Source organism: Nonomuraea sp. NPDC049655, assembly GCF_044465465.1.
In the GTDB taxonomy this organism is placed as follows: Bacteria; Actinomycetota; Actinomycetes; order Streptosporangiales; family Streptosporangiaceae; genus Nonomuraea.
On record NZ_JBITLS010000017.1, the window covers coordinates 179,728 to 204,721 of the forward strand.

Sequence of the window (24,994 nt, forward strand, 5' to 3'; positions counted from 1 at the left end):
GTACGCTTCGAGTGTCATGACAGTTGCGTTCCGCCCTCGACCGAGCGTCGTCCGGCGCGATTCCGGACTCTACGCCTACGAGCGGGCGCTGGCCCGCCGTGGGCTGACCCCGATCGCGGGCGTCGACGAGGCGGGCCGCGGCGCCTGCGCCGGGCCGCTGGTCGTCGCGGCCGTCGTCCTGCGCAGGGAGATCGACGGTCTCGGTGACTCCAAGGTGCTGTCCCCGCCGGTGCGCGAGCGCCTGTACGACCGCGTCGTCGCCACCGCCCACGTGGGCGTCGTGGTGATCCCGGCCGCCGAGATCGACGCCCGGGGGCTGCACAGGAGCAACATCTCCGGAATGCGGCGGGCTGTGGCGCAGTTGCCATGTGATCCGGAGTACATCCTCACGGACGGCTTCCCGGTGCCCGGAATGCCCGCGCCGTCCCTGGCGGTGTGGAAGGGGGATCAGGTGGCCGCCTGCGTGGCGGCCGCGTCGATCGTGGCCAAGGTGACGAGGGACCGCCTCATGGTCGAGCTGGATCGAAGGTTCCCTCAGTACGGTTTTGCCGAGCACAAGGGGTATGTCACGCCAGGACACCGTTTGGCACTGGAGAGACATGGCCCGTGCCCCGAACACCGTTACTCCTTCGTCACGGTGGCCAGGGGGATGGGTGAAAATGAGATGGGGGCCGGGGTTGCCTGAGCAGGCGAACCGGGGGACCGGTACGACAGGAGGACCGCGATGAGCGCAGAGGATCTCGAAAAATACGAAACCGAGATGGAGCTGCAGCTTTACCGCGAATACCGTGATGTCGTCGGTTTGTTCACATACGTCGTGGAGACTGAGCGTCGGTTCTACCTGACCAACTCGGTCGACCTCGACGTCCGTACGGCGGAGAACGGCGACGTCTTCTTCGATGTGAAGATGCAGGACGCCTGGGTGTGGGACATGTACCGGCCGGCGCGGTTCGTCAAGAACGTGCGGGTGGTCACGTTCAAGGATGTGAACGTGGAAGAGCTGGCCAAGGCCGACCTGGAGATGCCCAAGGAAGGGTTCTCGGGGTAGGTCGAAGGGCGCCGTCGAGGCGGGGGCGGGTGGGGCGGGCGCCGGGTGTTGCTGGTGCGTCCGGCGGCGTGTCGGCTCGGTTGACGTTGTGCTCGCTCCGGGAGGTCCGGGGTTCTGGTGTTGTGCGTGACGCTGCTGGTGTCACGCCGCATCGGGGGACTCATCGCTCTGGGCGGCTATTGGTCCCAGGAAGTCTTGTTGCTGGTTGACCAACGCTGACCTCATCGGCCCGATGCCTTGCACGACGCATGCCTGCAAGCATGCTGAGTCCCGCATCCTGCACGCTGGTGACCTGCTCTGCGCTGTGGCGCCCGCCGGGTGCTTGCTGGGCAGTGTCGGCACACGTTGGGCCCTTTCGGGGCACGTTGGCTCCCTGCCGGGACACGCTGAGCGCTGCGGGCACACGCTGAGCGCTGCTGCACACGCTGAGCGCTGCTGCACACGCTGGGCGCCATCAGCGCGTGCTGGGGCGTCGTCCGGCTTGCGATGGTCGTCGCCGAGCGCAAGGTGAGGGTCGCCGGGCAGGCGGAAGCACTAGCCAGCTCAGGGTAGCGACGCCTGGCCTGCGATGAGCGTTGGCAGCCGGCTCAAGATGAGAGCCATCTGGCCCACGATGCAGGCGTCTGCCCGCCTCCCGCTACACGCTGCCGCCCTCTGCCAGTGCTTACCCGCCTCCTCCTACGTACTGCCCGGCATGTGCTGCCTCGTGGGATGGGTACCGCGTCCTACCTACACCGTCGCCGCCAGCCGTCCGCATCGCTTCAGGGGCCCGCGGAGGGCCGCAGGGCTCATGGTGCGCCTCCGCCGCCCCTGCGCTGTGCAGTGGCCGACTGTCGTGCCACGGGCGAGCCGCCTCGGGCAGGACAGTCACACCGCACCTGATCACACAACGTTCCGAACCGTTCCGTCATCCCGGCATGGATGCACAGATGACACCCCTCGATGGCCCGGCAACGAGCCTCGGTTGCGTGGAGTTATCCACAAGCCGCCGCCCAGCTCTCCCCGCTATCCCCAGAATCCCGTTCGCCTCCGTCTGATCTCCCCGCCATCCGTCAAGGTCGGTGACCGAACACAGCACCGACGACGGACGAAGGGACGCCCCCATGGCCCCGAAAGACGAGCTCGGCAAAGAAGGCGAGCACCTGGCCGCGATCTACCTCGAAGCCAAGGGAATGACGATCCTCGAACGCAACTGGCGCTGCCGTCGCGGCGAGATCGACATCATCGCCCTGGACGGTCAGGTCCTGGTGGTCGTCGAGGTGAAGACCAGATCGAGCAGATCCCACGGCACAGCCCTGGAATCCGTGAACCAGACCAAACTGGCGCGGCTCCGCATGCTGGCCGCCAAATGGCTGTCGGCGCAGTCCCGGTCCTTCGAAGCCGTACGCATAGACGTGATCGCCCTTGAGCGCTTCGCGGGCAACTTCGCCCTGCGCCACATACGGGGGGCGATCTAGATGGCCGTTGCCCGCACCCGCAGCGTCGCGCTGGTCGGTGTGAGTGGCCGCAGCGTCGAGGTCGAGGCCGACGTGGGCAACGGCCTGGCCGGCATCCACCTCATCGGTCTGCCCGACACGGCGCTCAGCGAGGCCCGCGACCGGGTGCGATCCGCCGTGGTCAACAGCAGTTACCCATGGCCGGACGCCCGCATCACCGTCAGCCTCTTCCCCGCCAGCCTCCCCAAGCGCGGATCCCAGTTCGACCTCGCCATCGCCATGGCCATCCTGGGAGCCGCAGGAGTCGTCCCGGCGGAGCGCATCGCCGAGCCCTTCTTCCTGGGCGAGCTCGGCCTCGACGGCCGCATCAGGCCCGTGCGCGGAGTGCTCCCGTCCATCCTCGGCGCCGCTGCGGCGCACGAAGACGCCACGATCATCGTCCCGTCGGAGAATTCGGGGGAAGCGGGCCTGGTCCCCGACGTGAACGTGGTCCCGGTGGCTCACCTGCGCCAGCTGGTCGAGTGGCTACGCAAAGGCGACAAGCCACCCGAACCCGAGATCGCTGGCCGCGTCGACACGCCCAAGCCCGTGGCCCAGCCCGCCGTCGACCTGGCGGACGTCGTCGGCCAGCCCGTGGCCCGCCGAGCGTTGGAGGTGTGCGCCGCAGGCGGCCACAACCTGTGGATGGTGGGCCCGCCCGGCACCGGCAAGACCCTGCTGGCCGAACGCCTTCCCACCCTCCTGCCGGACCTGGAGCTCGACCATGCCCTGGAGGTCACGGCCATCCACTCCGTCGCGGGGCTGCTGCCGCCCGACAGTCCCATGATCAACCGTCCGCCGTTCGTCAGCCCCCACCACACGGCGACGGCGGCCGCCATCATCGGTGGTGGCAGCACGGTCGTCCGTCCGGGAGCGGTCTCCCTCGCGCACAGGGGCCTGCTGTTCATGGACGAGGCCCCCGAGTTCCCTCGTCACGTCCTCGACTCGTTGCGGCAACCGCTGGAGTCGGGGCGTGTCACGGTGTCCAGATCCGCGGCGTCGGTGACGTTCCCCGCCCGGTTCATGCTGGTGCTTGCCGCCAACCCGTGCCCCTGCGCCCAGGCCGACGACCAGGCCGGCGCGACCTGCCGCTGCTCGCCCACCACAAGACGTCGATATCTGGGCCGGCTGTCCGGGCCCCTCCTCGACCGCATCGACATGAAGGTCACGGTCGCCCGTTCGTCCAGACGCGAGCTCCTGGCCGACCGCCACTTCGTCGAATCCAGCGAAACAGTGGCCGAACGCGTCCTGCTGGCCCGCGAGCGCGCCGTCAAACGCCTGGCCCACACCCCCTGGCGGACGAACGCCGAGATACCCTCATCCGTCCTCCACTCCGACTTGCGTCCGTCCGATGCGGCGATGAAGCCCATGACCTCCTGCCTCGACTCGGGCTCCCTCACCGCCCGCGGCCTCGACCGCACGCTGCGCGTCGCCTGGACCCTCGCCGACCTCGCCGACAAAGACCGCCCAGAAGAAGACGAGACCACCGCAGCTCTCGGCTTCTGGCTCGGAGTACAACCGTGACCCCGGCCGTCCGCCTGCACACGAACCCGCCCATGAAGATCACCAGGAGGTCCCCGTGATTAGTCCAGAGCATGAGGCACGTGCGGCCCTCATGCGAGCCGCCGACGTGGGCGACACGGCCATGGGCCGCCTGGTGGCCCACCTCGGTGCCTCCGGCGCGGTGGAGGCGATCCGCGAGCGCGCACTTCCACCGGCCTTCACCGCCCAGGAGTCCCGGCAGGAACGTCCGTGTGACCTGTCGGGGCGGCTGAACGCCTGGTTCCTCCGCCTGGCTGCGTCGAAGCCCGCCGCCGATCTGGAGGCCGGCGAGAAGCACGGAGCCAGGCTGATCGTCCCAGGCGACCCCGAATGGCCCACGCAACTGGACCATCTCGGCCCGAGCCGCCCCCTGGGCCTCTGGTTGCACGGCACGGCCGATCTCCGCTTCGCCTGCCTGCAGTCCGTGGCCGTCGTAGGAGCCCGAGCCGCCACCCAGTACGGTCTGCACATCGCGGCCGACTTCGGCATCGGCCTCAGCGAAGCGGGCTGGTCCGTCGTCTCCGGCGGCGCCTACGGGGTGGACGGCGCGGCCCACAAGGGCGCCCTGCTGGCCGGCTCACCCACGGTGGTCGTTCTCGCCTGCGGAGTGGACATCTGCTACCCGAGCGGCCATCAGGAGCTCTTCGCCAAGGTCCGCGAGCAGGGCGTCGTGATGAGCGAATGCCCGCCCGGCGTCCATCCCACCCGCGCCCGGTTCCTGATCAGGAACCGCCTCATCGCCGCCCTGACCAGAGGCACGGCCGTCGTGGAGGCAGCCCTCCGCAGCGGTGCCCTGAACACCGCCGGCCACGCGCTCACTCTCAACCGTCACCTGGGGGCGGTGCCCGGGCCCACCACGTCCGCGTTGTCGGCCGGCTGCCACAAACTCCTGCGCGAACGCAAGGCGGTCTGTGTCACCACTCCGGAGGAAATGATCGAACTAGTCGGCGTCATGGGCGACGACCTGGCCCCGCAGACCCGAACGCCCATCGTCCCCCGCGACGGTCTCAGCGAATCCACCAAGAGAGTCCTGGACGCCATCCCCACCCGCGGCGGCGCCGGTCCGGCCTCGATAGCGGTCTCAGCAGGCGTCAGCATGGACATCACACTGAGCGCCCTGGGCGGTTTGGCCGCAGCCGGATACATAGAACGAGCGGGCGGCGGCTGGCGCCTCCGCAAAACCACATCCAGCTACCCGAAAGCCCCCGAAACCATGGCCCTGACCCCACCCCCGGCCAACGAAGCCCCAGCCACAGACCCTCCGCCACCTGCAGAAGACGACACCCCACCCCCGCCCCACCCCGACGAACTCGCACCCCTTACCTGACCAACCTTTGTGACGTAGGGGCATGCAGCACCGCCGATGTGACAGCCACCATGAACCAAGGGGCGAGTGCATCGGGTGAGATGGTGAAGGAAGAGGGCATGTAGGCGATCGAAAATGACTGACATGTGGGCAATGTGATGCGCAACCAAGCCGCAGCCGACGTCCGCGCCGTGCCGCGCCGTGCCGCGCCGTGCCGTGCCGTGCTCGGCCGCTCGGACGGACGCTCGGGCGGTTGAGCTGCACACCGCTCCCATGGCGAGCCCGAGGCATCAGGCGGCACAGCAGTGACACAAGGGGCGAATGTTTCGTGCGGACAATAGGTGAAGCCTTGAACAACGACCTGAACGACAGCCTGAACCGCGACCCAAATCCCGACCTGAACCCCGACGTGAACGCCGGTCTGAACCCCGATGTGAACGCGGACTCGAACCCCCACGTGAACGCGGACCTGGATCGTGGCCTGAACTCCGGTTTGAACCGTGACGTGAATGCCGACGAAGTGCTTGCTGAGTTCGAGAGGTATTTGCGGTTCGAGCGAGACCTTTCCCCACATACAGTGCGCGCTTATCTCTCCGACATCACCGCCCTCCTCGACCATCTCCATGGACGGCTTGACGGCCTGGACATCAGCGAGCTGAGAGGCTGGCTGGCCGACCAGCACAGTGCAGGCAAGGCAAGAGCCACGCTGGCCCGCAGAACGGCCTGCGTCCGTACCTTCACCGCGTACTGTCACCGCCGGGGTTGGCTGGCCGCCGACCCCGGCCTGTTGTTGGGCAGCGCAAAGGCGCCCCGTCCCTTGCCTGCCGTGCTCGACCAGGAGCAGGCCCAGACCGTCCTGAGCGCGCCCCAGTCCACCGGCGATCCCAAAGACCTTCGAGACCAGGCCCTCCTGGAACTCCTCTACGCCACGGGTGTGCGGGTGGGTGAGCTCTGCGCCCTCGACGTCGATGACGTGGACCGGGACCGGCATGTCATCAGGGTCCTGGGCAAGGGACGAAAGGAGCGTTCCGTGCCGTTCGGGCTGCCAGCGCTTCGAGCTCTGGACCGATGGTGCATCAACGGGCGTCCCATCTGGGTTCGGGAACGCTCCGGGCCGGCCCTCTTCCTCGGTGTCCGTGGTGGCCGGATCGACGCCGGCACCGTACGACGGGTGGTGCACGCGCGGCTGGCTCAGACCGAGGGCGCCCCCGACATGGGCCCACACGGACTGCGGCACACCGCCGCAACCCACCTGCTCGAAGGAGGCGCAGACCTGCGTAGCGTCCAGGAACTACTCGGTCACGCCTCCCTCAACACAACCCAGATCTACACCCACGTCTCGATCGACCGCCTCCGCACCGCATACCGCCAAGCCCACCCCCGCGCCTGACCACAGACACCAGCACGCCATTGCCTCTCTCACCCACCCCTCGCTCCCCGGCTGAGCGGCAAGGGCCATAAGACGTCGAACCAAGCATCCACGCAGGCATTGGGCCCGGCCGAGCCCGCCGCCAGGCGGCGCGGCACGACGCGTTCGGGCGTGCTGCGCAGTTCCCACACCGACGCCAACTACCCAAGACCTGTAGCCACGTCGTCCAGAGAACCCGACGGCGCGACGACACGGCAGTGTCGTCATTGCGCGAGGGATGCGAAGGGGCGAGAGGCAATGACGCGAAGAGCATGTTCCTGCCGCGCAGGCAGTGCTGGATTCACGGGGTGGAGCGAAAGACCGGCGGCGACCACCTAACCGACGGTTGCTCTACCGGATAGGCGCGCGGGAGTCGAGCGCGCGGAGGTGTGGGTGCGAAGGTGTGGGTCACGTGCAGCGCCTTGATCGAGGACCCGATACTCCTGGCTGCCGCCGGCTTGCTGGACGTTTCAGACACGCGCCGCCATCCCACAGCAGGACGCGTCTGTACCTGGCCCCCTCCGAGGAGGAACGGGGAACGAAGGACTCGTACGAACGCGGCGCGGACGGTAGAGGAAGAAACCACTCCGGCGTTGGAGTATTCGCGGGCATGGTCTCCCATCAGGGGCCAGCCACAGCCTGGGAGTCTCTCATCCCAGCAGGGGGGCGGGGGCTTCAGCGCGGGTCGGTCTAGCCGCCGCTTGGATGAGTCCCCGCCCCAGGGGGGTGGGGGCTCCGGCGTGGGTCTAGCTACCGTCCGGGTGAACGCCGCCCACTGGGGCGCAGGTTCCGGCGCGGGTCTAGCCACCGTCCGGGTGAACGCCGCCCCCCTGGGGTACGGGCTCCGGCGTGGGGCCAGCCCTCGCCCAAGTGAGTCCCGGGTTTGTTCGGTCCCCTGCTGACGAGCTCCCCCTACGGCGCATAGAAGCGTCTTGCTACAGGGGAGCGGCGGCCATGTGGCGACTGGGCTGACCTACGGCGGCCAAGAAATGAGTGGTCGCCATTCACATGGCGTTGGTGGCCTGTGCCGCTACAGGCAACCAACCACAACCACGCACGGCGCAGGTGCCGTGCGCTCGACGTAGGCCGCAACTTGGCAGTGCGGTCCTGGTGCACCGTACTTCGGTGCCTGGCTCGGCGGTGAGGGGCGCAGAGGAGCAGAGGGCGCGAAGAGCAAGAAGCGCGAAGGGCGGAGAGTTCAGAGACGGTTGGTCGGTGTCGGTGTCGGTGTCGGGCGTCGGCGGTGGGTGGTGGGCGGACGGCGGTGGCCGGACGGCGGTGGGGGAATGGCGACGGCCGATGGCGACGGCCGATGGCTACGGAGGCGGCGGACGGCGGCTGGGCCGCGAGGCCGGAGGGCGAACAAGGCGCTCTTATTAGTTGGGGCTTGGTCCGGATCAAGGGCGCACGCGTTTCCCGATGAGATTTGACGGTCGTGTTCATCCAGCGGCGGTGAATGGATGGGCATCTTGGTTGCCTTGAGGGCATTTCTGGCTTGATGCGGGTGGCCGTTGTGGGGGTCTCGTTGTGAGCTTGGAGGTTCTTGGCAGGTGTCGGGTTTAGGGCTTGAAGAGTGAGTCTTTGAGGGGGTCAGGAGGAGCGTCGTGAGGGTGGGGTGGGGCGTCTGTGGAGCCCTTCTATTGGGGGTTTGCGGTGTTGGCCGCTTCTTGAGCCGTGGTGCTTCTTGTGGGGGCGTCGGCGGCGGCGTAGGGCTGTGATCAGGAGAGCGGCGCCGAGGAGGGTGCCCAGTCCGATCGCTGGGGCTGCTGGCAGCGATGCCGCATGTGTCAGGAGGCGGAGGACGGTTGCAAGGGATCTGGAAGGGGCGTGAGTTGAGTCATGCCACTGCTCGGGAGTTCTGGCTGATTGGTTGCGGAGGGGGAGGTCGCTGGAACGCATCTCCGGGCGTGAGGAGGTGACCGCAGGGGTGATGAGCGGGGTCTCGGGGGTCGGCTCTGCGGTGAGGCCAAGTGCCTGCGGGACGGTGGAGTAGGGGGCTGGGAGCGCGTTGTGTTGGTTCGCGGATGAGTCGTGGTGCGCGAGAACTGTGAGCAGGGACGGGGGGAGAGGGACGAAGAGCGGGGGCGGAGGAGGCACGGGGGCATTGGGGAGCAGGCTCCGTGTGAGCGGAGCAGGCGGGTTCAGGTGTGGAAGCAGGGGCGGGTTCGGGCGGTGGAAAGCGGCGGACACCTTGGTGAGCAGGGGGAGGGCGGGTGGGGTTGAGGTGCTGCCTGCGAACGCCTCCGAGGGGTTGGATGAGACGTCAAGCGGGGCTTCGGAGTGCTCAAGGGGGACGGCAAGGGGTGCGTCGGAGGGCTCGACGGGGACGGCATCGGGCGCTTCGGAAGGCTTGGAGGGATAGATAAAGGGTGCTTCGGAGGGTGTTTTGGGGGCCGGAGGGAGCAGGGGTGGGGTGGTCCGCGGTGGGGCGGTCTTGGGCCAGATGGGGAGGAGGCGGATGGGGGCGTGGCCCAGGAGGAGAAGAGGGTCCAGGTAGCGGGCGCTTTGGATCAGGCCCCAGTGCAGGCATGACTCCTGGCAATGGCCGTGTTCGGCTTGTACGACTCCCAGACGGCTGCCCATCGTGATCGGCTCACCCTGCTTCACCGAGGCGCTGATCGGCAGGTACGTCGTTCGGAGGCCGCCTGGGTGGTCGATGGTGACGACTCCCCTTCCGCCTACTGGGCCTGCGTAGCGGACGGTGCCTGAGCCCGCGGCCAGGACGGGGGTGTCGGCGGACGCGGCCAGGTCGATGCCGCGATGTCCGGCCAGCCAAGGAGCCAAGGGCGGGGCGAAGCGGCGCAGGACGCGGGGGCTGCCGTCGAGTGGCCAGCGCCAGGCGGGTGGGGCGGCCTTCGCCAGCGGAGCCGGGGTGGCGATGGTCGTGAGCGTGATCGCTGTTGTGAGCACGACCAGGGAGATCGCGGCACGGCGGCCCACGTTCTGCGTGCGTGGTCTCGGCGGTGGCGGTGCTGAGCAAGGGGACAGGGCGGGGAGGGGTGCTGAGCGAGGGGGCAGGGCGGGGAGGGGTGGGCGAGGGGGCATGGCGGGGAGTCTTGCCGGGAGCGGCCCGTGGAGGTCGAGGCGAGCGGGATTCTGTGGATACAGGAAGCGGTGGGGAGCCTCCTGTGGACAACCTGCCCTGTGCCGAGCCCGCCGCCCGCCCGCCCGAGTGGAAATCCAATGGACGAGGTCATCCGGGCGATGCAAGAGTCCCACCGTGAGCCCGACTGCAGCGTCCCCCGCACCCGTCCCGCTGGCCGACGGCCTCGTTCTGCGGCAGGCACGGCCGGCGGACCTCGACCAGATCAGCGCGCTGCTCACCGAACGTGGCGACTCGGCCGACGCCCTCGACCACCGGCTGGTCGTCTCGGACCCGGAGGTCGGCTGGTCCGCCTGCGCCGTGGTCGTGGATGGAGAGCGGGTCGTGTCCACCGCGACGCTTCTCGACGAGGAAGTGCGCGTCGGCGGCATCCGCCTACCCGCCGGCCAGGTCGAACTGGTCGCCACCGACCGCGAATACGAAGGACGCGGACTCGTACGGGCGCTCATGCGATGGGCTCACGACCGCTCCGCCGCCCGTGGTCACGTCGTTCAGGTGATGATCGGGATCCCGTACTTCTACCGGCTGTTCGGCTACGAGTACGCCATCGACATACCGTCGGCGCTGACTGTGCACACGCCCCCGGCCGGTGTGGGCACGCCCGCACTCCGCGTCGCCCGGCCCGCCGACATTCCCGCCATGGCAGCTCTGCAGGACATGGCTCAGGACGGGTTCGACGTGGCCATGCCGCATTCGGCGGCATGCCGGCGATGGCTGCTGGACCACCAGGCGAGCACCTCCTGGGTCCTGGAGCGCGCCGGCACCGTCATCGCCACCGGACGCACCACGCCTCCCGACGACGACGAGGTGCTGCTGGCCGAGGCTGCCGCCGCCAACGAGGCCGCGGCCCGCGACCTGCTCAGTGCCGTCGTCGCCCAGTTCCCCGGGAGTGAGCTGAAGGTCGTCCATCGGGCCGGATCCGTGACTGCCACCGCCTGGCAGGAGTTCCTCGACCACGAACCGCGGAAGCGGGCGGAGCAGTACTACGTGCGCATTCCGGACGTCGCGGTGTTGCTCGACCGGCTCCGGCCGCTGCTCTGGCAGCGCCTCACCGCAGAGGGGACGGACCGCACCGGCGATGACATCGTCATCTCCACCTTCGGCGCCCATTACCGGATCCCGGTCGCCGCCGATGGCCTCGGCGAGGTCGTCACAGGCGGCCCGATGCAGAGACCTGGAGCCGTGAAGGGCGTCGGAGTGGCACCCGACCACCTGCCCGCCCTGTTGTTCGGCCCGCACGGGATCGAGGGGCTGACCCGCATCCGGCCCGACGTCTACACCGGAGAGGAAGAGCTGTTCCAGGCGCTCTTCCCGCCGCTCACCGCGGATCTGCTCAGCTACTACCTGCCGTATTAGGCCCGTCCCGTCCCGGCTTCAGGTCGCTGTTCGGCGGAGCTTGAGGGCCGAGTGCTGCGGCTCCTGGGCGGCCATCAATGGCCGGTTCCGGCGGTGACGGCTCAGGGTGGCTTCGGGACGTTGATGAAGTGCGCTGGCGCGAGGCAGGTCGATCTCTGCCTGGTCAGCATGGGTCACACCATTGCGTCACCACCATGCGGCTGGTGCGGCGATCGATCCAGAGCTGCGCCAAGAGCTGGAGAAAGGCTGTGCCCAAGGAACGGGCCGCCCTCAGTGACGGTAACCGCCGACGCCGGGAGGTGAAGGCACTGACCGTGGGAGGGGCGTTGTAGGCCGTTAGGGCGAGGGTTCTGGCTGTGTGCCGTACGACCGGTGCAGGCGCCGTGGGTGTACGTGCGGTTGGCGAGATGGCAAGGGGCGGAGAGGGGGCAGCGGCGGCGGGAGCGAGACGTAGTGGGGTCCGTACGGGCGAAGTGCGGGATCTGGGGGAGTGGAGGTGGCTAGATGACTGAGTGGCGCTTGGATTCGATCAGGTTCTTCAGTGTCTGGGGGCTGGGGTTGTGAGGGGGCGCGGGTGGGGTGTGGGAGGTCTGAGGGCGGTTGGGACGTAGGGGGGAGAGCCAGATCCAGAGGCTGCTCAGGGCGATGCCCGCCGCGCTGAGAAGGATGACCGGGCGCAGGCCCATGAACTCGGCCAGTACGCCGCCCACCAGGCCGCCGACGGCCAGGACGCCCTGTACGGCGAAGGTCATGGTGGCGTTCACGCGGCCTCGGAGTGCGGTGGGGGCGTCGCGGAGAGTGATCACGCCCATGCAGGTGGCGAAGGCGACCACGATGACGCCGGTCATGACGCCCGTCAGGCCGAGGACGGTGAGCTTCACCCAGAGGGGGCCGGTCAGGAGGCCGACGGCGAGGATGTCCAGCGGGAAGAACAGGACCGAGACGAGCAGGATGCGGTTCTCGCCGTAGCGCTTGGACAGGCGGGAGGTGAGCCAGGCGCCCAGGAGGCCGCCCGCGCCGCTCAGCGCCGTGAGGAAGCCGATCATTCCCTTGGGGATGTCGAGCGTGTTGACCATGTAGAGCATGTAGACGGCGATGTACGCCATGGCGAAGAAGTTGATCGTCACGCCGGCGCCCAGGACGGCTCGGAGCGTGGGGTGGGTGAGGCTGGTTCGCAGGCCCTCGACGATGTCGTGCCACATGCTGGACGAGCGGGTGGGCTCGTTGTGCTCCGGGGTGCGGATCGAGCGGAGCAGGATGGCGGAGGCGAGGAACGACAGCGCCTCGGCCAGTACGGCGAACGGCGCGGTGAGCGTCTGGACCAGGATGCCGGCCAGGCCGGGGCCGCTCACGGAGGCTACCGAGTACGAGGCATGGAAGCCCGCCATGGCCTCGGTGCGCTGCGACGGGTCCACGACCGCGGCTATGTAGGGGAAGTTGGCGGATTTGAAGATGACGCCGGCCGTACCGATGACCACTGCCACGATGATCAGCCAGGGCACGGTGAGGACGCCGAGCAGCCAGGCCAGCGGGACGGTGGCGGCGGCGGCGCAAGAGACGAGTTCGCAGGCGATCATCAGCGGGCGGTGCCGGGTGAGACGGTCGGCGATGGCGCCCGACTGGAGGCCGAACAGCAGGGCGGGCAGCGGCGCGGCGGCGGTCAGCAGCCCCATCTCGGCGGGTGAGGCGGTCAGCAGCGTGATGGCGGTCAGCGGGACGGCCAGCTTGGAGACCTCCGAGCCGGTGATCGAGATCGTGCGGGCGCTCCACAGCAGGCGGTAGTCGCGCTGTTTGCGGAGGGGGAGTGGGGGCGTCGTGTCCATGCTGGGGTCTCCGGTGGCGAGTTCGGGGGGAGCTGAAGGGGGGCCGGTCGGACGGGTGGGGAGAGATGTGAAAGGAAGACTTCATAAGTATGAAGGGATCCCTTCAGAGTTGTAAAGGGAATGCTTCACATCTCCCGCCGGGTACCTTTGGCACATGACGCAGGACATGGAGGGGCTCAGCGATCCCAAGATGATGCGGGCGCTGGCTCACCCGGCGAGGCTGTTGATCCTCAACCGGCTCGGCGTGCAGGACAGCGCCACCGCGACCGAGGTGGCCGAGATCGCGGGGATCACGCCCAGCGCCGCCAGCTATCACCTGCGCATGCTGGCCAAGTACGGCTTCGTCGAGGACGCCCCGCCCAGAGGGGACGGACGCGAACGGCTGTGGAGATCGACGCACAAGCCGTTCAGCGTGGGAGTGCTTCCGGACGACCAGCCGGAGGTCCGAGACGCCAAGACCCTGTTGATCAAGGCGTTCCGCAAGGAGGCCGGCGACGAGGCCGACCGGGCCCTGGCCAGGACCGAGCACGACACTGACGAATGGCGCGACGCGACGCGCTTCAGCCGCACCCGGATCAGGGTCGACGCGAGCGAGCTGGGACGACTGAGCGCGGAGATCGAGAAGCTCCTGGAGCCGTACATCGCCCACCAGCGCAGCCAGGAGGACGCGCCGAGCGGCGCCAGGATCGCGGAGGCGCAGATCAACCTCTTCCCGGTCGCTCCCAGGACGTCGCCCGGGTTGCCCACGGAGGACCACGATGTGGGGTGAGCCGTACCCGGTATGTCGGTTTGACCTCCGACGGTCAGCCTGGGGCGGTGTGGGAGGTAGACTTTTCGATGGCCTGTGGCAACAGGCCGACTTCGCATGCCCCGTTGCGGACCGCACCCTCGGTCCGGGCCCCGGCCCGGCTGGAGCGGTTTTGGGGCATCAGGGCGGTAGACAACGCGCTGCCGCGGCACAACCGAGAACTGCGCCCATCCGCAGGGCGCCCAGACCTGGAGGACCATCACATGGCCCCCGTCGTCACCATGCGACAGCTGCTCGAGAGCGGCGTTCACTTCGGCCACCAGACCCGCCGGTGGAACCCGAAGATGAAGCGCTTCATCTTCACCGAGCGCAACGGCATCTACATCATCGACCTGCAGAAGTCGCTGTCGTACATCGACCGTGCCTACGACTTCGTCAAGGAGACCGTCGCCCACGGCGGCACGATCCTGTTCATCGGCACCAAGAAGCAGGCTCAGGAGGCCATCTCCGAGCAGGCCGCGCGGGTCGGCATGCCGTACGTGAACCAGCGCTGGCTGGGCGGCATGCTCACCAACTTCTCCACCGTGCACAAGAGGCTTCAGCGTCTGAAGGAGCTCGAGGAGCTCGACTTCGACAACGTCGCCGGCTCGGGGCTCACCAAGAAGGAGCTCCTCATGCGCCGTCGCGAGAAGGACAAGCTCGAGCGCACGCTCGGCGGCATCCGTGACATGGGCCGCGTGCCCAGCGCGGTGTGGGTCGTGGACACGAAGAAGGAGCACATCGCGATCAGCGAGGCCAAGAAGCTTGGCATCCCGGTCGTCGCGATCCTCGACACCAACTGCGACCCCGACGAGGTCGACTACCCGATCCCGGGCAACGACGACGCCATCCGCGCCGTCGGCCTGCTCACCAGGGTCGTCGCCGACGGTGTCGCCGCCGGTCTGATGGCTCGCTCCGGCGCCGCCCGCGGTGACGAGAAGCCGGCCGCCGCCGAGCCGCTGGCCGAGTGGGAGCGCGAGCTCATCGAGCAGGGTCAGGGTCAGGCCGCCGAGGCCGCCCCTGAGGCTGCTCCGGAGGCCGCCGCCGAGGAGGCCCCCGCTGCCGAGGCGCCCGCTGCCGAGGCTCCGGCCGAGGAGGCGCCCGCCGCCGAGGCCGCTCCGGCTGCCGACGCGACCCCCGAGTCCGAGCCGCAGGCCTGAGACACGGCCGCCGCGCCCGGTTCGTGAGGCCGGGCACGGTACAGGCGCCGGCCCCGCGCCGCAGGTCGTCATCGACCGCGGTGCGGGGCGGGCAGCCGGCCGACAGAGGGTGAGCGGAACCGAGGTCCTGCGCGGGCCGAGGTTGTGAAGGGCAAGGCCGAGGTCCTGTGCGGGCTGAGGCTTGGTAGGGCAAGGTACGCGTCTCGACTGGGCAAACGGCCGAGCCGGGACGGCAAGCCGGACAGGACGGCACCCCGCCGAGGCGATAAGTCAAGGCAGGGTGGCGATCTGGCTGGGGCGAGAGCCTAGGCAGGGTGGCGATCAGGTTCGGGCGGTAAGTCAGGGCCGGGCGTCGGAAGCCGAGGCGATGAGCCGAGGTGGATGACCATCGGGCCGGAGCGATAAGCCGAGCCTGGCTGGGCAGTATGCCGAGCGAGGCGGAGCGGAGCTCCACCGGCGGAGCCCGTCCTGCTGAGCGGAGACCTGGGCGAAAGCCCGGGCCCGAGCGGAGTCCGCGCCCAGGCCGGACGAAGCCCGAGCCCAGACCAAGCCCAGGTACGAGCGAAGGTTCCGGAGGCAGCCGGACGGGCCAGGCGAAAGCCGGGCCAGTCAGGTGAAGGCCAAAGGGCCGGGCGGAAGCCCAGCCGGCACGACCCGGCGCCATCGCTTGAGACCGTGCAAGACCCGGGCAAGACCGCGCACGACCGAGGCAGAACGCACGACCCGCGCACGACCCGCGCACGACAAGGCCCTGGTGCGGCGCGCGCCTGCCGCACCGACCAGGGGCGGGCGCCCAGGGCGTCCACTCCGATCCACGACGACGACGAAATCCCACAAGGAATAAGAGCAATGGCTTCCGTGAACATGGCCGACGTCAAGCGGCTTCGCGAGATCACCGCTGCCGGCATGATGGACTGCAAGAAGGCGCTTGAGGAGTCCGAAGGCGACTTCGACCGCGCCATCGAGCTCCTGCGCCTCAAGGGCGCCAAGGACGTGGGCAAGCGCGAGGCCCGTACGGCCTCCAACGGCCTCGTCGCGCTCCAGCAGGACAGCGACTCCTCCGCCGCTCTTCTCGAGCTCAACTGCGAGACCGACTTCGTGGCCAAGGGCGAGCGCTTCCAGGAGCTGGCCGCCGGTGTGGTCGCCCACATCCTGGCGAGCAAGCCCGCCGACGTGGCGACGCTGCTCGACTCCTCCTTCGACGGCAAGACCGTCAAGGAGCACCTGGACGAGGCCAACGCCGCGCTCGGTGAGAAGATCGAGATCCGCCGCTTCGCCGTGCTTGAGGGCGGCTACATCGGCTCGTACATGCACAAGACGGACCCGGCGCTGCCGCCGGCGGTCGGCGTGCTCGTGCAGCTCGACAAGCCGAACGCCGAGGTCGCCAAGGACATCGCCCAGCACGCCGCGGCGATGGCCCCGCAGTACCTCAAGGCCGAGTCCGTCCCCGCCGAGGTCGTCGAGAAGGAGCGCAAGCTCTTCGAGGAGATGACCCGCGAGGAGGGCAAGCCCGAGGCCGCCATCGGCAAGATCGTCGAGGGTCGCGTCAACGGCTGGTACAAGGACTTCACCCTGGTCCAGCAGGCCTTCGTGAAGGACAACAAGAAGAGCGTGGGCAAGTACGCCGAGGAGAACGGCGTCGAGGTGCTCGCCTTCGTCCGATTCAAGGTCGGCCAGGCTTAGGCTTGAGCGAACTGCCAGCCCAGAGTTCCACCCAATGAAGGAGGCCGCCGCCGTGCAGGACCACCGGGAGTCAGCCCACGAATCCACACGGACGGCGGCTTCCTCATCACCCAGCCCGCAGGGTCCACTGAGGTGGAAGCGGGTGATGTTGAAGCTGTCAGGCGAGGCGTTCGCCGGAGACGACCCGCTGGGCATCGACCCGGCCGTCGTCGACCACCTGGCCGACTCGATCACCGAGGCCGTGCGCGAGGGCGTGCAGGTCGCGGTCGTGGTCGGCGGGGGGAACATGTTCCGCGGCGCCACCCTGTCCCAGGGCGGCATCGACCGCGCCAGGGCCGACTACATGGGCATGCTCGGCACGGTGATCAACTGTCTGGCGCTCCAGGACTTCCTGGAGCGGCGCGGCGTCGAGACCCGCGTCCAGACCGCCATCACCATGCAGCAGGTCGCCGAGCCCTTCCTGCCGCGCCGCGCGATCAGGCACCTGGAGAAGGGCCGCGTGGTCATCTTCGGGGCGGGTCTCGGCTCGCCGTACTTCTCCACCGACACCGCGGCGTCGCAGCGGGCCCTGGAGATCGGCGCCGAGGCGCTGCTCAAGGGCACGCAGGTCGACGGGATCTACGACTCCGACCCGCGCAAGAACCCCGACGCGGTCCGGTTCGACCATCTTGACTACGGCGAGGTGCTGCTGCGCGACCTCGCGGTCATGGACGCGACCGCGATCAGCCTGTGCAAGGACAACGATCTGCCGATCGTGGTCTTCGACCTGATGGGCGAGGGCAACATCCTGCGAGCGGTACGCGGTGAGAAAATCGGCACGCTGGTGAGTCCCGCAGGCAAATGAGGGAGCTAGCCCGACACCGCCAGCTAGTAGACAGGGAGCCGCTGTGATCGACGAAACCCTCCTCGAAGCCGAGGAAAAGATGGACAAGGCCGTCTCGGTCGCGAAGGAAGACTTCGCGACCATCCGGACCGGCCGGGTCACCCCCGCGATGTTCAACAAGATCAATGCGGAGTACTACGGCACTCCGACTCCGGTGCAGCAGTTGGCCTCGTTCCACCTGCCCGAGGCGCGCATGGTCATCATCCAGCCCTTCGACAAGAGCGCGATGGGCGCGATCGAGAAGGCCATCCGCGACTCCGACCTCGGCGTCAACCCGACCAACACCGGCGACGTGATCCGCGTGACCTTCCCGGAGCTGTCCGAGGAGCGCCGCAAGGAGTACATCAAGGTCGCCAAGAACAAGGGCGAGCACGCCAAGGTGTCGATCCGGAACATCCGTCGTACGGCCAAGGAGGCCCTCGACAAGATGATCAAGGATGGCGAGGCGGGCGAGGACGAGGTCCGTCGCGCGGAGAAGGAACTCGACGACCTCACCCAGAAGCACGTCGCCAAGATCGACGAGCTGCTCAAGCACAAGGAAGCCGAGCTGCTCGAAGTCTGAGCGGCACGCCTCGCGGCCCTCGCCGGAAGGCGGGGGCCGTGGCTATGGAGAGTGTCTGTGGAAGAACGTACGGCCGGCACCGGCCCGGACGGCGGCAGCCGTACCGGAAGGAACCTGCCGGCCGCGATCGCGGTGGGTGTGGGGCTGGGTGCGCTGGTCCTCGGTACCCTCTACACGATCAAGGAGCTCTTCCTCCTGGTGATCGTGGTGTGCGTCGGCGTGGGCGTGCTGGAGCTGACCAAGGCGTTCGCCACGCGCGGGATCAAGGTCCCGGCCGTGCCCGTGCTCGCGGGGCTGGTGGCGATGCAGGCCGGGGCGTACTGGGGCGGGCCGTTCTGGCTGCTGGGGACGTTCGCGGTGTTCGCGTTCGTGCTGCTGGTCTGGCGGATGTTCAGCGACGGCACCGACGGCTACGTGCGCGACGGCACCGCCTCGGTGTTCACGTTGTTCTACCCGGCGATGCTGGCGGCGTTCGCGGCGTTGCTGCTGGCGCCGCACGACGGCCGCGACCGGGTGCTGATCTTCATCGCGGTGACCGTGGCCAGCGACATCGGCGGATACGTCGCGGGTGTGCTGTTCGGCAGGCACAAGATGACGGTCATCAGCCCGAAGAAGACCTGGGAGGGTTTCGCCGGGTCGGTGATCGCCTGCACGCTGGTCGGCGGCTGGCTGGTGACCTGGCTGCTGGACGGCCCGCTCTGGCTGGGCGCGCTGATCGGGGCGCTGGCGGCGCTGCTGGCGACCGTGGGCGACCTCATCGAGTCGATGATCAAGCGGGACCTCGGCATCAAGGACCTCGGCACGATCCTGCCGGGGCACGGCGGCCTGATGGACCGCCTCGACTCGCTGGTGACCACGCTGGTGCCGGTCTGGCTGCTACTGACGCTGTTCCTCTAACGCCTCCGTCGTGACGGGCGTGAGCCACAACCACCGGACGGCCTCCCCGCCGAACGCGAACCCCGACATGTCAGGCATGTCGGGTGGGTCGGCCCGCATGAGCACCCCCGAGTACTGCGGCCCCAGCGGGAACGTCGAGGGCTCGTGGTACCACTTGGCCGTGTGCCCGTGGCCGAGCCAGGTCACCGAGTGCCACGGATACTGGGCCAGCCACACCAGCAGCAGCGCCGCGTCCCTGGGGTCGTCGTGGGTGGCCACGGCCAGCTCGATCCGGGCGTAGGCGTCGGGGCGGTCGATCCACTGCTCGACCGTCGGCATGCGCTGGCAGCTCATCCCCACCGTGGACAGCACGGTCGGCTCGCGGCCCGCGTACGGCGGCCGTTCGGTGATGCCGACGGTCGGCAGGCGCTCGCCGCTGGCGTCCCAGTAGCGGCCGGCCGGGCCGAGCACCCGGTCCAGATGGCCCATGACGAACTGCTGGAACGACGGCCACGACCCCTCGCCGTGCCGCCAGCGCCAGTAGGACGTGGCATTGGAGATACGCGGCCGCAGCCCCTCCAGCGCCTCCGACAGCGCCCACGCGAACGGCGACTCGCCCACGGCGTCACGGGCGTAGCCGGGCATGCCCCTGCTCATGTCGGCCCAGCCGGGGATGACCGCGAGCAGGTCGTCGTCCTCGTAGAGGGCGACGCCGTCGCCCTCCTCGAACCACAGGGCGGACAACTGGCCGAGCGGCCTGCGCCCCTCGGGGTGCGTCGTGCTGCCCCTCGGCATCAGCGGGGGCAGGCCGGAGTTGATCCGGGCCAGGTCGACCACGGCCGGGGCCGGTCGGTGGTTGGCCAGCCAGACCGCTCCGTGGACGGCGCCCTCCGGCGAGCACAGGTAAGCTACCGAGGAGTCCTCGTCCCGCTCGACCACGAGCGTGCGGCTGCCGTAGGGGTTACCGGCGGCGAGGACGACCTCGGTGCCACCCTCGCCAGATGCCGACCGGAAAATCGCCATACGAGATGACTGTAGATCGGGCGGTGACCCTGACGCGAGCCGTACCGTGATCAGGAATGCCTCCTCCGCGGCCGGCGTTCACTAACCTGGCCGGTGAGAAATCCCGGAAGTCCCAAGCAGAGTCCCGGAAGTCCCCCAAGCAAAGGCAGGAACGTGTCCCAGCAGCCAGGCCAGCTCACCTTCGTCGCACCGCGACGGGCCAAGCCCGCGCGGCACCTGGCGGACCTGTCCATGGCCGAGCGCCGGGCCGCGGTCACCGAGCTGGGGGAGAAGGCGTTCCGCGCCGACCAGCTCTCGCGCCACTACTTCGAGCGCCACACCGCCGACGTCGCCGAGATGACCGATCTGTCCGCGGCGGCCCGCGACAAGCTGTCGGCGCTGCTGCCGACGCTGCTCACGCCGGTCAAGGAGCTGACCACCGACGGCGGCACGACCCGCAAGACCCTGTGGCGGCTGTTCGACGGCGCGCTGGTCGAGTCGGTGCTCATGCGCTATCCCGAGCGGGTCACGATGTGCGTGTCGTCGCAGGCCGGTTGTGGCATGAACTGCCCGTTCTGCGCCACCGGACAGGCGGGCCTGACCCGGAACATGTCCACCGCCGAGATCGTCGAGCAGGTGGTCTCCGGCGCCCGTGCGCTGGCGGCGGGCGAGGTGCCGGGCGGTCCCGGCCGGGTGAGCAACATCGTCTTCATGGGCATGGGCGAGCCGCTGGCCAACTACAAGCAGGTGATCGGCGCCGTGCGCCGCATGGTCGAGCCCGCGCCGCACGGTCTCGGCATCTCCGCGCGCGGGGTCACGGTCTCCACCGTGGGGCTGGTGCCCGCCATCGGCAAGCTCGCCGACGAGGGGCTGCCGGTCACGCTCGCGCTGTCGCTGCACGCGCCCGACGACGAGCTGCGCGACACGCTCGTCCCGATCAACACGCGCTGGAAGGTGGCCGAGGTCCTCGACGCGGCCTGGTCGTACGCGGCCAAGACCAAGCGCCGCATCTCCATCGAGTACGCCCTGATCAAGGACGTCAACGACCAGGAGTGGCGGGCCGACCTGCTCGGCAAGCTGGTCAGGAACAAGCTCGTGCACGTCAACCTGATCCCGCTCAACCCCACGCCCGGCTCCAAGTGGACGGCCTCCCGGCCGGAGGACGAGCGGGCGTTCGTGCGCCGGCTGGAGTTCCACGGGGTGCCGGTGACCGTGCGTGACACCCGGGGCCGCGAGATCGACGGCGCCTGCGGCCAGCTCGCCGCGGCCGAGTAACCGGCCCCGGCCCGAGCGGGTAGCAGCCGGCCCTCTTCGAGCAAGCGACCGGCCCCGACCGGCGGCCGCCGAGCAGGGCGGCCGGCCTATCTTGTGGCGGTCGAGCGGGCGGCGAAGGTCTCGATCAGGTCCGCGATCATGGCCGCGCCCCGGCTGTTGAGGTGCACGGTGTCGGTGGTGAACCGCAGGCCGCGGCTGCTGGAGATGGCGTCCAGGCTGCGGCCGAGCAGGAAGTGCTGCATCGCGGCGGTCTGCGCCTGGTTGCTCTCGGGACGGTAGTGGGTGCGGGGCGAGGTGCCCTCCAGGTCGGCGGTCATGCGCTCGTTGAGCGGCAGGTAGGTCACGCCCTGCTCGGCGGCGACCGTCCTGACGATCTCGGCGAACTCCTGGGTGCGGCGCACCGGGACCGAGTCCAGGTCCTCGCCGATGACCGGCGGGGACAGCAGCGCCACGCGGGCCATGGTCTCGTTCTGCAGGCGGGCGGCGATGGCCGTCAGGTTGGCGGCGTACGCGGCGGGCGTGGGGGTCTCGGCGAGCTTCCAGCGCTTGCGCAGGGCCCTGGCCCGCTTCTCGCTCAACGTGGCGTTGGCGTCGTTGGTGCCGATGAGCACGGTGACCACGTCCGGATCCTGCCGTACGACGTCGTCGAGACGCTTGAGCAGCTCGGACGACGGCTCGTAGTTGACGCCCGCGTTGATCACCGTCTCGCCGGGCAGCCGCTCGCGCAGCATGGCCACATAGTCGACGCTCACCTGTCCGCGGGTGATGCTGTCACCCAGGCAGATCACCTTCACCGTTGCCTCCTCAGGGGTGAGTGGACGCTTACTAACCTACCCTACGGCGCCTCCAGGCATACAGGGCGAGTCCCGCCAGGCACCACACCAGCGAGATCGCGGACAGTTGGGGCAGCTGGTCGAGCAGCTCGCCGGCGCCGGCCGTACGCATCCAGACCACCAGCGGAACCGTCAGCCAGTACGCGGGGGACGCGCTGAGCAGCAGCATCACCAGGTAGCCGAGCACCAGCGACATGATCGAGACCGCGGGGGAGCGCAGCACGGCCCGGCTGGTGAGCGCGCCGAGCGCCGTCCCGGCGAGCACGGCCAAGGCGTGCAGGACGAGGGCCGCGCCGAGCACGTCCCGGCCGGGGCGCTCGCTCAGGCCGAGCAGGACGGCCCACGCGAGGCCGACGGCGGCCAGCGCGGCGCAGGCGACCAGGCTCGCCACGAGCCCCGCGGCCACCTCCTTGCCGCGCCCGCCCGCGGTGACCGCCGACAGCTCGCGCTGCCGGTCGGGCTCGGTGTCCAGAAGGCTCCGCGTGGCCCAGGCGAGGATGGGGATGATCAGGACGGCGCCGTCGGCCAGCACGGCGGCCTCCGTGCCCTTGGGCGCGCGGCTGCCGTAGACGATCGCGAGCATGGCGAGGGTGAGCAGAAGCGCCTGATGCACGCGATGCGACCGCACATAGGCGGCCAACCGGAAGACGGCCAGGGCGATCATCCGGGCTCCTCGGGGGTGTGGGGGTGGTCGAGGGTGGAGGTTCGGTAGCCCTGGTCGCGCATCCTGGTCAGGAAGAGCGGGAGCTCGTCGGCGGGCAGGGTGACCGCCACGGTGGTCAGCGGGCGTTCCGGAGCGTGAGTCGCGGGGGCCACAGAGGCCGCCGGGGCCGCCTGGGCCACAGCGGCGGCGGGGGTCGGGGCCGCGGCGGTCACCGGGGCCGCGGCGGTCACAGAAGCTGTGGGGGTGGCCTCTTTGAGGTGGCCGTCCACGAGCGACCATGAGCGCAGCCCGGGGAGGCCGCGCAAACCGCCCTGGTGGTCGCTGGCGACGACGATGCCCCCGCGCCCGGCGACCTCGGTGACGATGGCGGGCAGCGTCTCGCGGGCGTCGGCGTCCAGGCCGGCGAAGGGCTCGTCCAGGATCAGCAGGCCGGGGTCGGCCATCAGGGCCTGGACCAGGCCGACCTTGTGCGCGCTGCCCTTGGACAGCTCGCCGAGCGGCAGGCTGAGAAGGTGGCCCATGTTCAGGCGTTCGGCCCAGGGCCGCCACCGGGCGCCGCCCCGTACGGACGCCATGTGCGTCAGGTAGGACGTCACCGTGAACGGCTGGGCCGTCGGGAAGCGGTCGGGGGCGAAGCCCACGACGCCGGGACGGTCGGTGATGTGGCCCCGCGTCGGCCGCGCGAGCCCCGCGAGGAGCCGCAGCAGCGTGGACTTCCCCGCCCCGTTGGCCCCGGTCAGCTCGATCGCGTCGCCCGGCGCGAGCTGCCCTTCGGCCTCTTCGAGGACGAAGGGCTGACGTCTTCGGTAGCGAAAAGAGACCTGTAACAGTCGCATGGTGCTGTAACGGTATATGTCAGGGCGCAGGGCCGTGATAAAGGGCCTCACCGCTATAACGGGCCTCACCGCTATAAAGGGCCTCACCGTGATGAAGGGCCTCACAATGGAGAAGCCCCCGGCACACCTCAGGAGGAGTCGGCTTGAACCGCTTTCCGCGCGTCATGGGTATGCGTTCAGGCTATGACCCCGTGGAAGTCGACGCCCTGATCGCGCGTATCGAGTCGACCCTGGGCAGAGGGCCGCACACGGTCGAGCCCGTCACCGCCGACGAGGTCCGCACCGCGACCTTCCGCGCCAAACGCGGCGGCTACCACGAGACCGCGGTGGACTTCGCGCTGGAGGCGTTCGTCGTGGCCCTGGAGACCCAGGCCAAGCGCCCGGTACGGCTGGCCATGGCCGAGCCCACCGGCGAGTTGCTGCGCGAGGAGTGGTTCGAGACCCAGGCGGCCCGCGTCGAACGGGTGGCCTTCCGCCCCGGCCGCATGGGCACCGGCTACAACGAGGACGAGGTCGACGCCTTCCTCGACCGCATCGTGGCCACCCTGCGCGGCACGACCGAGTTCGCGGTGACCGCCCAGGAGGTGCGCGAGGCCCGCTTCTCGACCGTGCTGCTGCGCGCCGGCTACCTGATCGCCGACGTCGACTCCTTCCTCGAAGGCGTCGCCGAGATCCTGGAGAAACCCCGCTAGGCCCGCCGCGGTGCGGCCCCAGTGCCGCCGTCAGGCTCGTTCGACGGCGGCGAGCAGGCCGCGGAGGTCGGGCAGGACCACCCGGACGACCTCGGGCCCGGCGGGCCGCTCGCCGTGCCGGTTGATCCACACCCGGCGCACGCCCAGCCGCTCGGCCGGGATCATGTCGTGGAAGTGGCTCTGCGCCACGTGCACCCACTCGGCCGGCTCGTAGGCCCTGCTGAAGTGCTCGAAGTGCGCCTCGTCCGGCTTGTAGGCCCCGGCGTCCTCGGCGGTCACCACCGCGTCGAACGGCACGGGCAGCCGCCGCAGCGTCTGGGCGATCAGGTCGCGGTCGCAGTTGGTCAGCAGCGCCAGCCGCCGGCCCGCCGCGCGCAGGGCCGACAGCTCGGCCCCTACCTCGGCGTACACCGGCCAGTAGGGCAGCGTGGCGGCCAGCACCGAGGTGTCGTCGTCGTTCAGCGGGACTGCGGTCTCGGCGCAGGCGCGGCGCAGCGCCTCGGCCATGACGTCCCGGTAGCGGGCCCGTGGCGTCTCGGCCTCGACCGCGCTCTCGTGCCGCAGGTACGCCGTCAGCAGCTCGTCCCCCCTGCCGGGCGCGATCAGCTCAAGGCTGGTGCCGATGCCGTGCCGCCAGTCGACGAGGGTGCCGAAACAGTCGAACGTGATCCATCGCATAG

General features: G+C 69.5%; 22 protein-coding genes. 15 read left to right on the forward strand and 7 right to left on the reverse strand.

Annotation, left to right across the window (positions count from 1 at the left end; genetic code table 11):
* Positions 1-16: 16 nt before the first annotated feature.
* From ACIBQ6_RS43230 to ACIBQ6_RS43255, 6 genes are all read left to right on the forward strand, one after another.
* Positions 17-685 carry a ribonuclease HII gene (locus ACIBQ6_RS43230; protein ID WP_364324443.1) on the forward strand — a complete coding sequence of 223 codons (669 nt, stop codon included), beginning with the start codon at positions 17-19 and terminating at the stop codon, positions 683-685.
* 39 nt (positions 686-724) lie between these two features.
* A complete protein-coding gene (locus ACIBQ6_RS43235) occupies positions 725-1,048 on the forward strand; it encodes a DUF2469 domain-containing protein (RefSeq protein ID WP_026215037.1) in 324 nt (107 codons plus the stop codon).
* 1,103 nt (positions 1,049-2,151) lie between these two features.
* The gene (locus ACIBQ6_RS43240; protein WP_397218687.1) at positions 2,152-2,505 is read left to right on the forward strand and encodes a YraN family protein; all 354 of its coding nucleotides are present in this window, start codon (positions 2,152-2,154) and stop codon (positions 2,503-2,505) included.
* Entirely contained in the window at positions 2,506-4,047 is a 1,542-nt protein-coding gene (locus tag ACIBQ6_RS43245; protein ID WP_397218688.1) for a YifB family Mg chelatase-like AAA ATPase, read from the forward strand.
* 91 nt (positions 4,048-4,138) lie between these two features.
* Positions 4,139-5,392, forward strand: coding sequence for a DNA-processing protein DprA (gene dprA / locus ACIBQ6_RS43250; protein ID WP_397218689.1), 1,254 nt, complete (start codon positions 4,139-4,141; stop codon positions 5,390-5,392).
* A 499-nt stretch (positions 5,393-5,891) separates the two neighbouring features.
* Complete coding sequence (locus tag ACIBQ6_RS43255) at positions 5,892-6,761, forward strand: tyrosine recombinase XerC (protein WP_397162595.1); 870 nt, start codon at positions 5,892-5,894, stop codon at positions 6,759-6,761.
* Between the two features lie 1,608 nt (positions 6,762-8,369).
* On the opposite strand, the gene ACIBQ6_RS43260 is transcribed toward ACIBQ6_RS43255, so the two are convergent.
* Positions 8,370-9,824 carry a M23 family metallopeptidase gene (locus tag ACIBQ6_RS43260; protein ID WP_397218690.1) on the reverse strand — a complete coding sequence of 485 codons (1,455 nt, stop codon included), beginning with the start codon at positions 9,822-9,824 and terminating at the stop codon, positions 8,370-8,372.
* Between the two features lie 175 nt (positions 9,825-9,999).
* On the opposite strand from ACIBQ6_RS43260, the gene ACIBQ6_RS43265 reads away from it, so the two are divergent.
* On the forward strand, positions 10,000-11,238 hold the full coding sequence (locus tag ACIBQ6_RS43265; protein ID WP_397218691.1) for a GNAT family N-acetyltransferase: 1,239 nt from the start codon (positions 10,000-10,002) through the stop codon (positions 11,236-11,238).
* Between the two features lie 500 nt (positions 11,239-11,738).
* On the opposite strand, the gene ACIBQ6_RS43270 is transcribed toward ACIBQ6_RS43265, so the two are convergent.
* A complete protein-coding gene (locus tag ACIBQ6_RS43270; protein ID WP_397218692.1) occupies positions 11,739-13,061 on the reverse strand; it encodes an MFS transporter in 1,323 nt (440 codons plus the stop codon).
* A 154-nt stretch (positions 13,062-13,215) separates the two neighbouring features.
* Between ACIBQ6_RS43270 and ACIBQ6_RS43275 the strand changes: the two genes are divergently transcribed.
* From ACIBQ6_RS43275 to ACIBQ6_RS43300, 6 genes are all read left to right on the forward strand, one after another.
* A complete protein-coding gene (locus tag ACIBQ6_RS43275) occupies positions 13,216-13,830 on the forward strand; it encodes an ArsR/SmtB family transcription factor (protein ID WP_397162554.1) in 615 nt (204 codons plus the stop codon).
* A gap of 242 nt (positions 13,831-14,072) precedes the next feature.
* On the forward strand, positions 14,073-15,008 hold the full coding sequence (gene rpsB, locus ACIBQ6_RS43280) for a 30S ribosomal protein S2 (protein WP_364324423.1): 936 nt from the start codon (positions 14,073-14,075) through the stop codon (positions 15,006-15,008).
* Positions 15,009-15,857: 849 nt separating this feature from the next.
* Positions 15,858-16,691: a translation elongation factor Ts gene (gene tsf, locus ACIBQ6_RS43285; protein WP_352323799.1), complete on the forward strand. Its 834-nt coding sequence runs from the start codon at positions 15,858-15,860 to the stop codon at positions 16,689-16,691.
* Positions 16,692-16,836: 145 nt separating this feature from the next.
* Entirely contained in the window at positions 16,837-17,535 is a 699-nt protein-coding gene (pyrH, locus tag ACIBQ6_RS43290; RefSeq protein ID WP_352323800.1) for a UMP kinase, read from the forward strand.
* Between the two features lie 43 nt (positions 17,536-17,578).
* On the forward strand, positions 17,579-18,136 hold the full coding sequence (gene frr, locus ACIBQ6_RS43295; RefSeq protein ID WP_352350337.1) for a ribosome recycling factor: 558 nt from the start codon (positions 17,579-17,581) through the stop codon (positions 18,134-18,136).
* 57 nt (positions 18,137-18,193) lie between these two features.
* Positions 18,194-19,033, forward strand: coding sequence for a phosphatidate cytidylyltransferase (locus ACIBQ6_RS43300; protein WP_352323802.1), 840 nt, complete (start codon positions 18,194-18,196; stop codon positions 19,031-19,033).
* On the opposite strand, the gene ACIBQ6_RS43305 is transcribed toward ACIBQ6_RS43300, so the two are convergent.
* Complete coding sequence (locus tag ACIBQ6_RS43305) at positions 19,013-20,035, reverse strand: suppressor of fused domain protein (protein ID WP_397218693.1); 1,023 nt, start codon at positions 20,033-20,035, stop codon at positions 19,013-19,015. The genes ACIBQ6_RS43300 and ACIBQ6_RS43305 overlap by 21 nt on opposite strands.
* A gap of 153 nt (positions 20,036-20,188) precedes the next feature.
* Between ACIBQ6_RS43305 and rlmN the strand changes: the two genes are divergently transcribed.
* Positions 20,189-21,289 carry a 23S rRNA (adenine(2503)-C(2))-methyltransferase RlmN gene (gene rlmN, locus ACIBQ6_RS43310; protein WP_352350343.1) on the forward strand — a complete coding sequence of 367 codons (1,101 nt, stop codon included), beginning with the start codon at positions 20,189-20,191 and terminating at the stop codon, positions 21,287-21,289.
* An 86-nt stretch (positions 21,290-21,375) separates the two neighbouring features.
* Here the strand turns inward: rlmN and ACIBQ6_RS43315 are convergent, their stop codons facing one another.
* The 3 genes from ACIBQ6_RS43315 to ACIBQ6_RS43325 are packed head-to-tail and all read right to left on the reverse strand — an operon-like array spanning position 21,376 to position 23,622.
* Positions 21,376-22,083, reverse strand: coding sequence for an SGNH/GDSL hydrolase family protein (locus ACIBQ6_RS43315; RefSeq protein WP_397218694.1), 708 nt, complete (start codon positions 22,081-22,083; stop codon positions 21,376-21,378).
* Between the two features lie 31 nt (positions 22,084-22,114).
* Entirely contained in the window at positions 22,115-22,786 is a 672-nt protein-coding gene (locus tag ACIBQ6_RS43320) for a hypothetical protein (protein WP_397162556.1), read from the reverse strand.
* Positions 22,783-23,622 (reverse strand): ATP-binding cassette domain-containing protein, encoded by an 840-nt coding sequence (locus tag ACIBQ6_RS43325; RefSeq protein WP_397218695.1) that lies wholly within the window; start codon positions 23,620-23,622, stop codon positions 22,783-22,785. The genes ACIBQ6_RS43320 and ACIBQ6_RS43325 overlap by 4 nt, the downstream gene beginning before the upstream one ends.
* A 191-nt stretch (positions 23,623-23,813) precedes the next feature.
* Between ACIBQ6_RS43325 and ACIBQ6_RS43330 the strand changes: the two genes are divergently transcribed.
* Complete coding sequence (locus tag ACIBQ6_RS43330; protein ID WP_358283780.1) at positions 23,814-24,314, forward strand: DivIVA domain-containing protein; 501 nt, start codon at positions 23,814-23,816, stop codon at positions 24,312-24,314.
* A gap of 30 nt (positions 24,315-24,344) precedes the next feature.
* Here the strand turns inward: ACIBQ6_RS43330 and ACIBQ6_RS43335 are convergent, their stop codons facing one another.
* Complete coding sequence (locus ACIBQ6_RS43335) at positions 24,345-24,992, reverse strand: HAD-IA family hydrolase (protein WP_397218696.1); 648 nt, start codon at positions 24,990-24,992, stop codon at positions 24,345-24,347.
* Positions 24,993-24,994 lie beyond the last annotated feature (2 nt).

What these genes read in the sequence shown, in the direction of transcription:
- ACIBQ6_RS43235 (WP_026215037.1), top strand. Translation starts at nt 725, where the DNA reads ATGAGCGCAGAGGATCTCGAAAAATACGAAACCGAGATGGAGCTGCAG.
- pyrH (WP_352323800.1), top strand. Translation starts at nt 16,837, where the DNA reads ATGTTGAAGCTGTCAGGCGAGGCGTTCGCCGGAGACGACCCGCTGGGC.
- ACIBQ6_RS43335 (WP_397218696.1), bottom strand. Translation starts at nt 24,992, where the DNA reads ATGCGATGGATCACGTTCGACTGTTTCGGCACCCTCGTCGACTGGCGG.
- ACIBQ6_RS43320 (WP_397162556.1), bottom strand. Translation starts at nt 22,786, where the DNA reads ATGATCGCCCTGGCCGTCTTCCGGTTGGCCGCCTATGTGCGGTCGCAT.
- tsf (WP_352323799.1), top strand. Translation starts at nt 15,858, where the DNA reads ATGGCTTCCGTGAACATGGCCGACGTCAAGCGGCTTCGCGAGATCACC.
- ACIBQ6_RS43305 (WP_397218693.1), bottom strand. Translation starts at nt 20,035, where the DNA reads ATGGCGATTTTCCGGTCGGCATCTGGCGAGGGTGGCACCGAGGTCGTC.
- ACIBQ6_RS43260 (WP_397218690.1), bottom strand. Translation starts at nt 9,824, where the DNA reads ATGCCCCCTCGCCCACCCCTCCCCGCCCTGCCCCCTCGCTCAGCACCC.
- dprA (WP_397218689.1), top strand. Translation starts at nt 4,139, where the DNA reads ATGCGAGCCGCCGACGTGGGCGACACGGCCATGGGCCGCCTGGTGGCC.
- ACIBQ6_RS43325 (WP_397218695.1), bottom strand. Translation starts at nt 23,622, where the DNA reads ATGCGACTGTTACAGGTCTCTTTTCGCTACCGAAGACGTCAGCCCTTC.
- ACIBQ6_RS43270 (WP_397218692.1), bottom strand. Translation starts at nt 13,061, where the DNA reads ATGGACACGACGCCCCCACTCCCCCTCCGCAAACAGCGCGACTACCGC.
- ACIBQ6_RS43275 (WP_397162554.1), top strand. Translation starts at nt 13,216, where the DNA reads ATGACGCAGGACATGGAGGGGCTCAGCGATCCCAAGATGATGCGGGCG.
- rpsB (WP_364324423.1), top strand. Translation starts at nt 14,073, where the DNA reads ATGGCCCCCGTCGTCACCATGCGACAGCTGCTCGAGAGCGGCGTTCAC.
- ACIBQ6_RS43240 (WP_397218687.1), top strand. Translation starts at nt 2,152, where the DNA reads ATGGCCCCGAAAGACGAGCTCGGCAAAGAAGGCGAGCACCTGGCCGCG.
- ACIBQ6_RS43230 (WP_364324443.1), top strand. Translation starts at nt 17, where the DNA reads ATGACAGTTGCGTTCCGCCCTCGACCGAGCGTCGTCCGGCGCGATTCC.
- ACIBQ6_RS43245 (WP_397218688.1), top strand. Translation starts at nt 2,506, where the DNA reads ATGGCCGTTGCCCGCACCCGCAGCGTCGCGCTGGTCGGTGTGAGTGGC.